Source organism: Paenibacillus sp. FSL R7-0302, assembly GCF_038006885.1.
Lineage (GTDB): Bacteria > Bacillota > Bacilli > Paenibacillales > Paenibacillaceae > Paenibacillus_AQ.
Map to the genome: position 1 here is coordinate 2,331,279 of NZ_JBBOWB010000001.1, position 13,556 is coordinate 2,344,834.

Annotated in this window: 12 protein-coding genes; 7 read left to right on the plus strand and 5 right to left on the minus strand. The window is 54.7% G+C overall.

Annotated features, from left to right (window positions below):
* Nucleotides 1-33 precede the first annotated feature (33 nt).
* From kduD to kduI, 3 genes are read right to left on the minus strand one after another with little or no spacing between them, the layout of a single operon-like run.
* Complete coding sequence (kduD, locus tag MKY96_RS10155; protein WP_340940147.1) at nt 34-789, minus strand: 2-dehydro-3-deoxy-D-gluconate 5-dehydrogenase KduD; 756 nt, start codon at nt 787-789, stop codon at nt 34-36.
* Between the two features lie 38 nt (nt 790-827).
* A complete protein-coding gene (locus MKY96_RS10160) occupies nt 828-1,583 on the minus strand; it encodes a DeoR/GlpR family DNA-binding transcription regulator (RefSeq protein WP_340940148.1) in 756 nt (251 codons plus the stop codon).
* A gap of 34 nt (nt 1,584-1,617) precedes the next feature.
* The gene (kduI, locus tag MKY96_RS10165; protein ID WP_340940149.1) at nt 1,618-2,451 is read right to left on the minus strand and encodes a 5-dehydro-4-deoxy-D-glucuronate isomerase; all 834 of its coding nucleotides are present in this window, start codon (nt 2,449-2,451) and stop codon (nt 1,618-1,620) included.
* 224 nt (nt 2,452-2,675) lie between these two features.
* Between kduI and MKY96_RS10170 the strand changes: the two genes are divergently transcribed.
* The 4 genes from MKY96_RS10170 (at nt 2,676) to ybaK (ending at nt 6,860) form a co-directional block, all read left to right on the plus strand.
* The gene (locus tag MKY96_RS10170) at nt 2,676-4,349 is read left to right on the plus strand and encodes a hypothetical protein (protein WP_340940150.1); all 1,674 of its coding nucleotides are present in this window, start codon (nt 2,676-2,678) and stop codon (nt 4,347-4,349) included.
* Nucleotides 4,350-4,588: 239 nt separating this feature from the next.
* Nucleotides 4,589-6,013 carry an aspartate ammonia-lyase gene (gene aspA / locus MKY96_RS10175; RefSeq protein ID WP_340940152.1) on the plus strand — a complete coding sequence of 475 codons (1,425 nt, stop codon included), beginning with the start codon at nt 4,589-4,591 and terminating at the stop codon, nt 6,011-6,013.
* A gap of 85 nt (nt 6,014-6,098) precedes the next feature.
* Nucleotides 6,099-6,371 carry a YolD-like family protein gene (locus MKY96_RS10180; RefSeq protein WP_340940155.1) on the plus strand — a complete coding sequence of 91 codons (273 nt, stop codon included), beginning with the start codon at nt 6,099-6,101 and terminating at the stop codon, nt 6,369-6,371.
* Between the two features lie 12 nt (nt 6,372-6,383).
* Nucleotides 6,384-6,860 (plus strand): Cys-tRNA(Pro) deacylase, encoded by a 477-nt coding sequence (gene ybaK, locus MKY96_RS10185; protein ID WP_340940156.1) that lies wholly within the window; start codon nt 6,384-6,386, stop codon nt 6,858-6,860.
* 46 nt (nt 6,861-6,906) lie between these two features.
* On the opposite strand, the gene MKY96_RS10190 is transcribed toward ybaK, so the two are convergent.
* Both MKY96_RS10190 and MKY96_RS10195 read right to left on the minus strand, forming a co-directional pair.
* Nucleotides 6,907-7,722 carry an aminoglycoside phosphotransferase family protein gene (locus MKY96_RS10190; RefSeq protein ID WP_340940157.1) on the minus strand — a complete coding sequence of 272 codons (816 nt, stop codon included), beginning with the start codon at nt 7,720-7,722 and terminating at the stop codon, nt 6,907-6,909.
* 60 nt (nt 7,723-7,782) lie between these two features.
* Nucleotides 7,783-8,535: a YdcF family protein gene (locus tag MKY96_RS10195; protein ID WP_340940160.1), complete on the minus strand. Its 753-nt coding sequence runs from the start codon at nt 8,533-8,535 to the stop codon at nt 7,783-7,785.
* Nucleotides 8,536-8,769: 234 nt separating this feature from the next.
* Between MKY96_RS10195 and MKY96_RS10200 the strand changes: the two genes are divergently transcribed.
* From MKY96_RS10200 to MKY96_RS10210, 3 genes are read left to right on the plus strand one after another with little or no spacing between them, the layout of a single operon-like run.
* Nucleotides 8,770-10,368 (plus strand): response regulator transcription factor, encoded by a 1,599-nt coding sequence (locus MKY96_RS10200; RefSeq protein WP_340940163.1) that lies wholly within the window; start codon nt 8,770-8,772, stop codon nt 10,366-10,368.
* 21 nt (nt 10,369-10,389) lie between these two features.
* Nucleotides 10,390-12,165: a cache domain-containing sensor histidine kinase gene (locus MKY96_RS10205; RefSeq protein WP_340940164.1), complete on the plus strand. Its 1,776-nt coding sequence runs from the start codon at nt 10,390-10,392 to the stop codon at nt 12,163-12,165.
* Nucleotides 12,166-12,202: 37 nt separating this feature from the next.
* A complete protein-coding gene (locus MKY96_RS10210) occupies nt 12,203-13,528 on the plus strand; it encodes an ABC transporter substrate-binding protein (protein ID WP_340940165.1) in 1,326 nt (441 codons plus the stop codon).
* The last annotated feature ends 28 nt before the right edge of the window (nt 13,529-13,556 follow it).

A 13,556-nucleotide genomic window follows, 5' to 3' on the forward strand; every position in this document is an offset into this window, starting at 1 on the left:
AAGAAGCAACCGGGGGTTCGTCGTATGGGTTCCTTATCTAGCCAACCAGCCGCCATCCACATTCAGAATGTGGCCGTTCAGGTAGTCGGAGGCTGCGGAGGCCAGGAATACGGCAGGGCCCTTCACATCATCGGCAGTTCCCCAGCGTCCGGCTGGAATACGGTCAAGGATGGAGTCGGAGCGGCTCTGGTCCGCACGGATAGGAGCGGTGTTCTCTGTAGCCATGTAGCCTGGAGCAATTGCGTTGATGTTAAGGCCCGAGCCTGCCCATTCATTGGCAAAGGCTTTGGTCAGACCGGCTACGGCATGCTTGCTTGCGGTGTAGCCCGGCACGTTGATGCCGCCCTGGTAGGAGAGCATGGAGGCGATGTTGATGATTTTACCATTGCCTCTTTCGAGGAAGTGGCGGCCGACGATCTGGGACAGCAGGAAGACGGTGTTCTGGTTAAGGTTAATCACGTCGAACCAGTCTTTCTCACTGTGGTCCTTGGCTGGAGTACGGCGGATCATGCCTGCACAGTTCACCAGGATATCTACTTTGCCGGTGAAGGCAACGGCTTCATCGAACATGGCTTGAAGCTTGGAATGGTCGCTGAGATCAGCGGCGATGCTCAGTGCTTTGACGCCAAAAGCTTCACAAGCAGCTACGGTCTCGTCACTGGAATTAAGTGATACGGAGACTACGTCTGCACCGGCTTCTGCGAAGGCGATGGCAATGCCTTGTCCAAGACCTTGTGCTGCGCCTGTTACGATTGCTGTCTTACCTGCCAAGCTGAATAAAGATGACATATGATTATTCTCTCCTTTGAGCGATTTGAATTGTATAATTATCCGCATTCAATGTTGATGCCGGCCTTGCGGAACAGCCCGGCGGTCTCCGGGGCAAGCCCGCTGTCTGTCAGCAGCACATCGACCTCCTGCAGGGAAGCGAAGGTGCGCAGCGCGGTCTGACCGAACTTGTGATGATCGCATGCGGCGAACACCTGACGGGCCGTGGAGACTAACGCCTGTTTGAAATCTATAAGATCGCCGGTATAGATGGACAGGCCATGTTCAATATGAACGGCTGTGGCCGAGAGAAAGGCTTTTTGAATATTAAGCTTCTGTACATAGGATACGGCTTCGGGACCGGCCAGCATATTGCGGACACGGTAGCCGCCGGGTACGACCAGACGGATGTTATCTCTCTGGACCAGCTCACTGATGATGTAGACATCATTGGTAATGACCGTAAGAGGCATATTCGTAAGCCGCCGGGCAATCTCAAGCGTTGTGCTTCCGCCGTCCAGGGCAATGATATCATCCGGAGCGATATGCGCCAGCGCACGCCGGGCAATCTCCGTCTTCTCCTCAGCGTATTTATCCAGCGGATTGCGCAGGGGCAGAATGCCGAACTGATCGCTCTGTGCCAGCACGGCACCGCCGTGGACGCGCATAATCAGTCCCTGCTCCTCCAGCTTGCTTAAGTCCTCGCGGATCGTTTTGCCGGTGACCTGGAGCTTGTCGCTCAATTCGTTCACGGTTACATCCTTCTGGTTCAGCATAACTTCCATAATCATCTCGTGCCGCCGTATCGGGTTCATCCGCCTGCCTCATCTTTCCGTAGTTGATTTGCTACTATTGTAATTCTTTCATCCCTACGGGGTCCATATCATCATACCGCTTATTGTCTCCGGCCATGCTCCAGATGAAGGTGTAGTTATGGGTACCTACGCCGCTGTGAATGGACCAGCTCGGCGAGATGACAGCCTGTTCATTGTGCATGACGATGTGGCGGGTCTCGGTCGGTTCGCCCATCAGGTGGAAGACGATGGAATCGTCCGGCAGATCGAAATAGAAGTAGGCTTCCATCCGGCGCGGATGCGTGTGGGATGGCATGGTGTTCCACATGCTGCCCGGCTTCAGCTGAGTCATGCCCATGACAAGCTGTGCGCTCTGCACACCGTTCGTGTGGATGAAGCGGTGAATCGTCCGTTCGTTGGAATTCTCCAGACCGCCCATGGCCCCGGATTCGGATTCAGCCAGCGTAGTCTTCGTAGTCGGGTAAGACTGGTGTGCCGGAGCGGAATTCAGATAGAATTTGGCCGGCTTGGCGCTGTCCGCACTCTTGAAAATAACATCCTTCGAGCCTTGGCCCACATACAGGCATTCCTTGAAATCAACCTCATATTCAGTTCCGTCCACAACAACCGAACCCTTGCCGCCGACATTGATAACGCCCAGCTCACGGCGTTCCAGGAAATAGGTTACCCCAAGCTCTTTAAGGTCCGTGGTCAGAGCCACCTCGCCGTTCACCGGATTCGCTCCGCCAACGATCATGCGGTCTTCATGGGTCAGGACAAGCTTCAGCTCATCTGGTGCAAAGATAACCGGGATATGGAACTCCTTACGCAGGCGCTCAGTGTCAAACTGCTTCACTTCATTCGGATGTGATGCAAAACGTCTTTCCATCGAATATTCAGTCTCCTTAGAAAACATATTTTCGTTCGTATAGGTACAATTTAATCCATTTACGTTCATTTATCAAGCATAATCTTTTTTAGTACGTTTATTTTAGTTTATTTATTCAGCGATAAGATTGCCATCTGAACTGAAAGCGTGCACAATAGAGCTGGAGTACGGGAATTTATTCAGGATTAAAAATATGGAATTCATACTTACGGAGGGTGAACGAGATGGCAGATATGCCTCAGCAACAGACGACTTCTAAAATACGCCAAAGGCAGATTATATCCGCTATCGCGGTGGAGGCGGAGCGCCGCCCGCTGTTGTACAGCGGACTCTGGTTCCATGATGATGTGCGGAACAACTTCTATTATGCGTCTTATCTGTTTGCCGCTGCGGTGGATGACACCCTGGAGCTACCGTTTGGCAAGGAGGATGCCAAGCGGAAAGCCGAGTCTGTACTATTAGAAACAGTTAGACTCCAGAACAGGATGCCAGGGACCCCATTGTATGGACATTGGCCGCTGGGGCTGCATCCTACTCCCGGAGAGGCTGCACCGCATGAGCTGCCGGTTGAGATTATGGGCAGCCTGATGGTCTGGTTCAACCGGCAATATTCCGACCGGTTCAGCGCGGGACTGCGGGTGGCGTTCCATACGGCTATCGGCCATATCTACCGCAGCGCCTTCTTCCGTAAGCAGGTAGCGACCTTCGGCCATCATGAAGCCAAATATACGGCCGCCAAGCTGATCTTCGGCAGGCTGTTCGAGGATGATCTGCTGAGGGAAGACGGGCGGCACAGCCTGGAGCTGACTCTGGCGCATATCCGTGCGAAGGGCATGCCGGAATATGGCAGCCTGCCGTGGTTCTGGCACTGGGTGCAGGCGTTCACCTGCGCCTGGGAGCTGGAAGAGGACAACGGGATCAAACAGACGCTGGGCGAGATGCTGGACTTCCTGTGGACCGAGCGGAGCCAGTGGTACCTGCAAGGGGCCTGGGCGGGCGCGCATTCCCGGGGCTGGCCGCATGATGTTCCGGCAGACGGCAATGTGCTGCATGACTATGTGCAGTTCGGGGATTTCGCTCTGTCTGCGGAGATGCCCCGTACCGAATATGCAGGGTTCCTCTATTATGAAGCGCCGGAAGAGGTGCGCTCTGCTGCCTTGAACCGCCAGTTACCGGCAGAGGTCTGCAAGAAGACCGAGAAGGTGGTTGCCGGTTCCCCGGAGCGCCAGCCGGCGCTGCATTCTTACGCCTATATCTGCAAGGATTACGCGGCAGGCGGGATGTGGGAGCGGGTGGAGGAATTCGACAATGAGCAGCTGCGCTGGGCCTTCTCGCTCCCGGTTCCGGCGGCGGGGGGCGTGAACCGGCTTTATTTTTTCCATCCGGGTCAAGGCTATCAGCCGGGCGATCCCCGGCACCAGAGTCCTTATATGGAGGTGCTGTATCACCGGAACACGATCCTGTCGCTGTTCCCGGTGCCTGAAGGAGAGGATACGGCCATCGTCGGGGTGCTTCCGTTAGGCGAATGGATCAGGCAGCCCAAGGCGCTGCTTGGACATGCGGGCAATGTGTATTTTGCCGTCTATGTATCGCATGAATACGAACTTCTGGAGCGGCCATCCTATCTTGAGGTAACGTCTAAGAACATGCCGGGAGGCGTCGTAGTCGAAGCACTTAGCACAGATCAGGCGGCGGAGCTGGGGGTACACAGTCTTGAGGAATTTGCCGCAGCCGCTATGCAGCGGGCACCGGAATTTACGGAGGGAGAGATCCTGTCGGCAGCGTATACGGCCTGGAGCGGCAATGAGCATTTACAGCTCAGCATAGACAATAAGCATACGGGAATACAATCGCTAATTAACGGCAAACCGGTATCATTTGAACATTATATGGTCTAAACGGGACACTTCGCTCGCTGGGAAACTTAAGATTTTTTCGGATTGGAACTATCTCAAATTTTAAGCTACAATGACATAGAGCCCGGGGGTCAGCAATGGCTGCCGGGTTCTTTGCGCTACCCGCATAGGCCCTGAGCATGGCGCAGCAATGAAGGTAATATCTTTAACGCTGCAAGGAAAGAATAAGTTAACTAATTTGCAGCAGAGGATCTACTACTGAAAACATGGGGGAGAGCAGGATGACAGAGACGGAATATCGGCTGGAGAAGGATTTTTTGGGCAGCAAGCAAGTGGAACATCAAGCCTATTACGGGATACAGACCCTCCGGGCGGTGGAGAATTTTCCGATTACCGGCTACCGTGTGCATCATGAATTAATCAAGGCGATGGGGATTGTCAAAAAATCCGCTGCGCTCGCCAACATGGAAATCGGCCGCCTCTATAAGGGTCTGGGTGAGGTCATTGTCCAAGCGGCTGACGAGGTGATTGCGGGGAAATGGGATGAGCAGTTCATCGTTGATCCGATTCAAGGCGGCGCGGGTACCTCGCTGAATATGAATGCCAATGAAGTGATTGCGAACCGTGCGCTGGAGCTGCTGGGCAAGGCCAAAGGGGATTACTTACAGCTCAGTCCGAACACTCATGTGAATATGGCGCAATCGACGAACGATGCTTTTCCGACGGCGATTCATATTGCCACGCTATCGCTGCTGGAGCAGCTGCTGATTACGATGCGGACGATGCACGGTGTGTTTTTGCAGAAGGCGGCTGAATTCGATTCCGTGATTAAAATGGGGCGGACCCACCTGCAGGATGCGGTGCCGATCCGTCTCGGACAGGAATTCGAGGCGTACAGCCGGGTGCTGGAGCGTGATATTCAGCGGATCGAGCATACGCGCGGCCATCTGTATGAGGTGAACATGGGCGCGACCGCCGTAGGTACCGGACTGAACGCCGATCCCCGGTACATCAAGCGGGTCGTCGAGCTGCTGGCCGAGATCAGCGGTCTGCCGCTGGTCAGCGCGGAGCATCTGGTGGATGCTACGCAGAACACGGATGCTTATACCGAAGTCTCGGCCTCGCTGAAGGTCTGCATGATGAATATGTCCAAAATCGCCAACGATCTGCGGCTGATGGCCTCCGGCCCGCGCTCCGGTTTCAATGAGATTACGCTGCCGGCCCGCCAGCCGGGATCGTCCATCATGCCCGGTAAGGTGAATCCGGTGATGGCCGAGGTGATTAACCAGGTGGCTTTTCAGGTGATTGGCAATGATCATACGATCTGCCTCGCTGCTCAGGCCGGTCAACTGGAGCTGAACGTTATGGAGCCGGTGATGGTGTTCAATCTGATTCAGTCGATCAGCATCATGAACAATTCCTTCCGGGTGTTCACCGACTATTGTCTGGCAGGGATTGAAGCCAACAAGGAGAAGCTTGCGCGTGAGGTGGAGAGAAGCGTCGGTATCATTACCGCCGTGAACCCGCATCTGGGGTATGAGGTCGTCTCGCGGATTGCCAGGGAAGCCATTCTGACCGGAGAATCGGTGCGGGCCTTGTGTCTGAAGTACAATGTGCTTAGCGAGGAAGAGCTGAACCTGATTCTGGACCCGTATGAAATGACCCATCCCGGCATCGCGGGGGCCGCACTTTTGAATCATGAATAATAATCGTGATTTGTGTAAAATCAGGCTTCCTCTCATGGTATAATAGACACGAGCATTTACACCGGGCATGATCCTATATTCTGTAATGGCTTACTGGAGGCAAAGTGTGGCGAAGGCAAAAGTGGCAAAACGTCCCACCCGCGACGAATTCGTGCTTGAGGAGCTGGGCAACCAGCTGGTAGAGGCGAAGCAGGAGGATTCCGAGATTCTGCTGACGGTCTGGGGGAAGGAAGAAGAGGTGCGCGGGGTGATTGTAGAGATGGATTCGCGTACCGGCAGGGTGCATGTCAGAAATAACGAAGAGATTATCAAGGTGCCGTTCATGGACATTATGCAAATCAATTATCGCCGGGATTAGGGGGAGCGGCAGATGAACAAAACAAATGCCATGCGCATACTGGATGCAAGGAAGATAAGCTACACCATTCATAGCTACGACAATGAGGACGGGCTGATTCACGGAACAGCGGTTGCTGAGAAGATTGGCCTGCCTCCTGAGGTAGTATTCAAGACACTGGTCGCACACAGCGGACCGCAGCCGTATGTCTATGTGATCCCGGTTGCTGAGGAGCTGGATCTGAAGCGAGCCGCCAGAGCCGCCGGAGTGAAGAAGATTGAGCTGCTGCCGCTGAAGGACCTGCTGAAGCACACGGGATATGTCCGCGGGGGCTGTTCCCCTGTTGGGATGAAGAAGCTCTACCCTACGTTCATTCACAGCAGTGCGGCGGAGCTTGAGACAATCGCGGTCAGCGCAGGCCGGATCGGCGTTCAGATGGAGCTTGAGCCGAAGCTGCTGGGCGAAGCAGTGTCTGCGGTTTTTACAGAGTTGATTAAAGAGGAAGTGTAACGAATAAAGCCGGAACTCCTATATGTGTAGGGTTCCGGCTTTTGCTTCAAGCAGTAGTCCATTCGCTGTAATGCTCCGCTATGAATTGCAGCTCGCGCTCGTAGTGGGCCAGGTGGCCTTCTTCCACCATTGTGACAAAAGCCGGGTTGCCCGCCCCGGCCTCCTTCTTCAGCGTATCGCACATAGCCATGAGCCGCCGGGTCAGCCAGATATGCAGATCTTCCGGGACAGCGAGTCCATAGGCTTCGAAAAACAGCTCAATCCGCCGCTGCCGGTCTGCCGCATGCAGGTCTGCCTGATAAGGTACCGTGGAGCCTGTCAGATAGTCGGGTGCAAAACCGGCGAGCGGAACTGAGGTGTAGAGGGTATAGGCAATGTCCCATAGGCGCGGGCCTGGACCAGCCATATCAAAATCAATCAGCGCCACGGGCGAACCATGCTGAAAGACCACGTTGTACAGCGCCGCGTCATTATGGCAGATCACTTCATGTGCTTCAGGATCGGCATAGGGAAGCTGCCACTCCGTATGTATACTATTCGGTACGAAGCCCACCGTTGCATCATGATAGCTGCGCAGCAGGCGCGCCAGGCCCGTAAGGGTCTCTTCCGACCACATGTACGGCTCCAGCTCAGGATAAGCGTTGCCCGGAACCTCGCCGGGAAGAAAGGATAGGATTTCGCGCCCAGCTTCATCTACACCCAGGAATCTGGGTGCTCCTGCGAAATTCTGCTGCTCCAAATGTTGTAGCAGTGCATGAATACTTGTGCTCCAGCTCCCTGTGGGACGGCGGACGGTGTTTGCCTTGCGGATAATCTCGTTTACATTTCCGCCGGTTAACTTCTCTTCATCATAGGGGTTCACTGGTTACGGCACCTCGCTTTCTTGGATGAGCGTCCGGCCGCGTGCAGCCAGCTGCAGGGGTCAAGGCAGCAGCTTCGCGGCGATTACCCCCAGATACTCCTTCAGCGCCAGCCCGGTTGTGGAGACGGCTCCGGCGGACGGAGTGAATTTGCTTACATAGAGTGACATGGGACGGCTGGCCTGAAAATCGACCGGAAAAGCCTGCGGCGTAAGTCCGGCATGCTCGAATTGGAGCATGCTGCGCGGCATATGGAAGCCGGAGGTCACCAGAACGGGACGGCTGAAGCCATGCTCCTGCATGAGCTTCGCGGTGTTGACCGCATTCTGCTCCGTATTGAGCGAGCGGTTCTCCGGCAGAATATCGTCTGCGGGGATGCCGAGGCCGATGAGCTGCCGCCGGGCGATATCCGCTTCATTGCCGCTGTCGGCAAATACCTGTCCCCCGGAGAAAATAATCGGCAGGCCAGTCTCGCGGTACAGCCGCGCAGCCGCCAGCAGGCGGTTCGCTGCCGGACCGGACATATTGCCCTGCCCGTCCAGATCCGGGGTGCCGGAGGTGGCGCCGCCGCCGAGGATTACAATCACATCCCCCTCTGCGGAAGCAGGCTGAGGGTACTTCCGCTCCAAGCTCCCGATCAGAGTGTCAGCGACAGCAGAGGTCATCGACAGATAGAGCAGGAGTGTGACCGCCAGCAGCACGACCGCGGGACGGCGGCTATTTTTCCACAGCCAGACCACCATGCCCAGCAGCAGCAGGACGAATAGCCCGGGCGGCAGGACAAAGCTGTATACGAATTTAATGAGATAGATCAAGAGTTCACCAACTTTTTCGAGGATCATATCAGATATTGTACCACGAGTCCGGCAGGAGTTCCCAGCTACACAATTGTCTTAAAAAACTGCGCTTTCCTCTTAAAAAGCTTCACCCGGCTGCCGGAGGTGTCATGATACAGTATAATTGGATGAATCTCTTCAATAATGAATACAGACTGAAACGGCCGCAATCCTGTAATAATATATCAATGACAACCATGCGGAGGTGCAGCAATGAACAGAACCATACGGGTGCTGCTCGCGGACGACGAGCCGGTTATTCTGCGCGGGCTGAAGAAGCTCATAGCCTGGGAGAGCCTCGGGCTTGATATAGTAGGGGAAGCATGTGACGGGATAGAGCTGAAGGCGATGATCGACAGCTGTCATCCCGATCTGATTATCAGTGACATCAGTATGCCGGGTTATTCGGGTATAGATATTATCCGTGAAATTCATCATTCCGGGCGTCCGATCAAGGTGGTCTTTATCAGCGCCTATCAGGAATTTACTTATGCCCGGCAAGCGGTACAATACGGGGCGCTGGATTATCTGGTCAAGCCGGTGAATACGGGCCAGCTGGAGCAGGTAGTGATCCGCGCAGCTACGGTAATCCGCCAGGAATCCGAGGAAGAGCGCAACAAGGAAATGCTCAAGTCCTATGAGCGGAAGAACCTGTCTGTTACGGTGGAGGAGCAGCTGGAGCAGCTGACCGATGGCAATAAGGCGGCGGCAGCTACGCTTGCCCGGATGGGCAACACGGCAATTACCCGCTATGCCAGCGTGTGCGTCATCGAGACGGATGAATACGGCGGCCAGCCTTCACGCTGGGAGGAACGGGAACGCAAGCTGGTGGAGTTCGCTTTGCTGAATATCATCAAGGAGACGGTGGACAGCAGGGGCAACGGGTATGTGTTCCGAAAAGGAGAGCGTTTCGGGGTGCTGCTCCAGCATGAGCATCTGAATGAACCGCAGCAATTAATGGAGGATCTGCATCACAAAATCAACAGCTTTCTGAAGCTGCAGGTCTCAATAGGCATCGGCCGCCCGGCCAGCGGCATTGAAGAGGCGGCGGATTCTTACCAGTCTGCGCTGAAAGCGCTAAGATTCAGATATTTCGCCGGATTGAACCGGGTAATTCCCTATCCCGAAGAGTCATTGGAGGCTGCTGTACCTGTATCTGCACTTGCTGCCATCCAGAGTAGCCTGCCGGAAGCGCTCAAATCACTCGACAAGGAGCGGCTAACGGCATTAACGGGCGAGCTGCTGAAGACCGTGCGGCTGCTCTCTGGAGAAAGCCGGAACCAGGCGGTGTCCTATGTGTATAATGCCGTGATCCAGCTTGAACAGGATATGGCTGACTTCGGCGCGGATGCGGGGCTGTTGAATCAGGGAGAGAAGCCGCTGCTGGAAAAGCTGGCGGATGCCCCGACCTTCGGCGCACTGCAGCAGGAATTTGAAGCGGTCCTGTCCAAAATGTCTGAGCAGCTGATCTGCCGGATCTCCAGCAAGGAAATGCCGCAGCTTGCGCAGGTGAAAACCTATGTGGAGGAGCATTATGCCGAGAATATTACGCTGGAGTCCATAGCCGCCATGGTGTATATGAATCCTTATTATTTCAGCAGCTTCTTCAAGAAGCATACCGGCCAGAACTTCAAGAATTATGTTACTGAAGTGCGGATGGGTCATGCCCAGCGGCTGCTGCTGCAGAGTGATCTGATGGTCTACGAGATTGCCGACCGGGTCGGCTACAACAACGCGCGGCATTTCAGCGACATGTTCAAGAAGCAATTCGGCAAGCTGCCGCAGGAATACAAGCAATCGGCCAGGAGCTAAGCGGATTGGGGGGATCATAGAGTGATAAGACGATGGCCTGTGCCGGTCTGGGGACGGGGACCGAAGAGTATTTTTGTTAAATTTTCTGCATCCTTCCTGCTGGTCGGGCTGATTCCGCTGTTTGCGCTGAGCTTCTTCTCCGTACAGACCTTCTCGGGCTATGTGGAGCGGTATACCACCAGCAATCTGCAGCAAATGGTGCTCTATATGAGCTATAATCTGAATTCAGCGTTCAATCAGTATAATGAAGTATCCAAATTAATGTATACAGGGCGTTATGAAGGGTTCATCGAGAGCTATTCGCAGAATCAGACACAGAATGTGAATGAGCTGGAGAGAATCAACACCATTCCGATAGAATCCTTCCTGAAGACGATTCTGTTCAGTGATTCTTATATATCCAGTGTCCAGTTTATCCGCCAGTCTGACGGTAAGCTGTATGTTCAGGAGCGCGGCAACCGGTCGCTGAATATGGAGACGGTTCCGAATGCGGAGTGGCTGTCCGCCATGGCAGGTGATCCTGCGAAGGTGGCTATTTTCCCGACCCATCAGGACAGTTATTTCTATGGCTCGGACCGCCGGGTGTTCACGATCGGGCGCAGCCTGATTGATACCTCCGGGCGCGTGACCAAAGATCCCAAGGTAGTCGGAACGCTTTTCCTCGATATTGATACCTCGTTATTCCAGCAGTTCTTCCGTGAGCTGAGTCTCGGGGAGAAGGATGAGCTGTACCTGCTGGACGGAGAGGGTCGGACGTATTTCAGCAACCAGCCTGCCGGTGCGGCGGGGGCTGGAGCTGGAGCTGCTGAGCTAACTAACAATGAGATGATTGTGCTCAGTGAGCCGATCCCTTTTTTGAATGGTCAGGTTATCGCCAAAATCCACCGTGGCAACCTGTTCGAGCAGCTGCTGTCGGCCCGGGCAACGGTATATATCGCTATCGGCATGTGTGCCTTTGTGATGATTGTAATGGGGGCCTGGTTCTCCAGACGTCTCGCCGCTCCCATCCGGGAGCTGATCCGGCAGATGGCCGTGGTGGAATCGGGCAAGCTGGATATCCAGCTCTCCGTGAACAGCAATGATGAGATGGGCAGGCTGGCCCACGGATTCAACCGGATGGTGGAACGGCTGCAGGTCTACATTGATGAGGCCTATGTGGCCCAGATCAAGCAGAAGCAGACCGAGCTGAATGCACTGAAGAGTCAGATCCGGCCCCATTACCTGTACAACACCCTTGAGGTGATCCGGATGAACGCGGTGGATAAGGAAGCAGGCGAGGTGGCGGATATGATTCTGGCGTTATCCAATGAGCTGAAGTATGTCATTGATTACGGGGAAGACCGTGTAAGCCTTGCCAGCGAGCTCGCCCATCTGCAGAATTACTTCTATATCATTTCTGTGCGGTATGAGAACCGCTTCGAGCTGCATCTGGATATTGCCCAAGATGTTAACCTGGACTGGCCCATCCTGAAGCTGTCCCTGCAGCCGATGGTGGAGAATGCAGTTCAGCATGGGCTGCGGGGGCAGGGAAAAGGAACCGTCGGCATTACGGTTGAACGGAGAGAGCAAGTGCTGGCGATAACGATATATGATGATGGCGTGGGGATGAGCAGGGAGACGCTGTCCCGCATGAATAAGATTCTGGAAGACCCGGAGGCTCCAAGCAAGAATGTCGGCATGAAAAATGTGCATGAGCGTATCCGCTCCAGCTTCGGGGAGGGGTATGGCCTGTCTGTGAACAGCAGAGAGCATGTCGGGACCTCTATTACGCTGACATTCCCGGTTATCACAGAATGAGGAGGTCACAGGGGTGCAAATGCCGAGGATATCAGGTATGAAAATAACAATAGTGTCGCTTGCGGCCGCGCTGATCCTGTCCGGCTGTGGAGGCAAAACGGGATCAGGCGGAATCGGCGGGAGCCAGGCGGCCAATCAGGAGAGCCACCCGGATACAGCCCGGAGCGGTAAAATAAGCTTTACTATAGGGTATGCCTCCGGTGATCCGGCGACGAAGCAGGCTATCGGGGATACCATTAAGGCCTTCATGCAGGCGAATCCGGACATAATCGTCCAGGATGTCAGTGAGACAAGCTCCTCTGCTTATTTGGACTGGCTAAAGGTTAAGGATGCCGTGGGCGAGTTCCCCGATCTGGTAGAGATGAGGGATACCGAGGCCTTCGCCGGTGCGGAAAAGATCGTTCCGCTCCCCGATGAGCTGGCGGAATTGTTCGATCAGCCGCCGCAGATCGGCGGCAAGGTGTGGAATGCCCCGCTGTTTGTCTCTGCCCCGCAGGGCATTATTTATAGTAAGAAAGCTTATGCCGAGGCAGGCATTAAGACGCTTCCGGCAACCTACGGGGAGTTTCTGGAGATCCAGAACAGACTGCGGGCAAGCGGGATCACCCCGCTCGTTGTAGGCGGCAAGGATATTTTTCATATGGGCTTCTGGGTTAATAAATTTCTGATAGATGAGGTATATGCCGCCGATCCCGGCTGGAACGCGAAGCGGACGGCCGGTGAGGTTAGCTTCGCCGATGAGAATGTAGTCCGGGCCATGACTGATTTCAAACAGCTGTTCAGGAATGATGTGGATACAGGCTGGCTGGGCACAGGGGATAACCAGACGGCATCGATTCTGGTATCCGGCAAGGCGGCCCAGCTGTTCTCCGGCTCCTGGATGTTCTCACAGATCCAGGAAGCCGATCCGGGCTTCGAATTTGGCTTCTATGCTGTGCCGGACCGTCAAGGGAAGCTGAATGTGGTCGGTCTGCAGTCGCCCTCCGGCTGGTCGCTGTCTGCCCAGGCGGCCAAGGAGCCGCTCAAAAAGCAGGCGATCGAAGACTTCATCCGCTTCTTTTTCTCACCGGAGCCTTATGGCGCATTCCTGAGCCGGATTCATTCGGTTCCTTCGACCAGGCAGGAGTTCAGGCGGGAAGCCGGTGAACAGATGCAGGTGGTGCTTGATCTGATGGCTGATCCCTCCGTTACCAAATCCCTGATGATCAACAACTGGTGGGGAGAGAACCTGATTCCTCCGCAGTTCCGTAACTGGTTCTACAAGCTGCTGCAGGAAATGGTTGTTAAGGACGGGGATGTACTGGAATATATGAAGCGGGCCGATACTGAATATGACAGACAGGTAGCGGAATACTGGCAGTGACATTACCCTATAGCACGCGCAAGAACGA

Excerpts from the sequence above, each read along its gene's own strand:
- kduD (WP_340940147.1), bottom strand. The coding sequence starts at position 789 with ATGTCATCTTTATTCAGCTTGGCAGGTAAGACAGCAATCGTAACAGGC.
- MKY96_RS10160 (WP_340940148.1), bottom strand. The coding sequence starts at position 1,583 with ATGAACCCGATACGGCGGCACGAGATGATTATGGAAGTTATGCTGAAC.
- kduI (WP_340940149.1), bottom strand. The coding sequence starts at position 2,451 with ATGGAAAGACGTTTTGCATCACATCCGAATGAAGTGAAGCAGTTTGAC.
- MKY96_RS10170 (WP_340940150.1), top strand. The coding sequence starts at position 2,676 with ATGGCAGATATGCCTCAGCAACAGACGACTTCTAAAATACGCCAAAGG.
- aspA (WP_340940152.1), top strand. The coding sequence starts at position 4,589 with ATGACAGAGACGGAATATCGGCTGGAGAAGGATTTTTTGGGCAGCAAG.
- MKY96_RS10180 (WP_340940155.1), top strand. The coding sequence starts at position 6,099 with ATGGCTTACTGGAGGCAAAGTGTGGCGAAGGCAAAAGTGGCAAAACGT.
- ybaK (WP_340940156.1), top strand. The coding sequence starts at position 6,384 with ATGAACAAAACAAATGCCATGCGCATACTGGATGCAAGGAAGATAAGC.
- MKY96_RS10200 (WP_340940163.1), top strand. The coding sequence starts at position 8,770 with ATGAACAGAACCATACGGGTGCTGCTCGCGGACGACGAGCCGGTTATT.
- MKY96_RS10210 (WP_340940165.1), top strand. The coding sequence starts at position 12,203 with ATGAAAATAACAATAGTGTCGCTTGCGGCCGCGCTGATCCTGTCCGGC.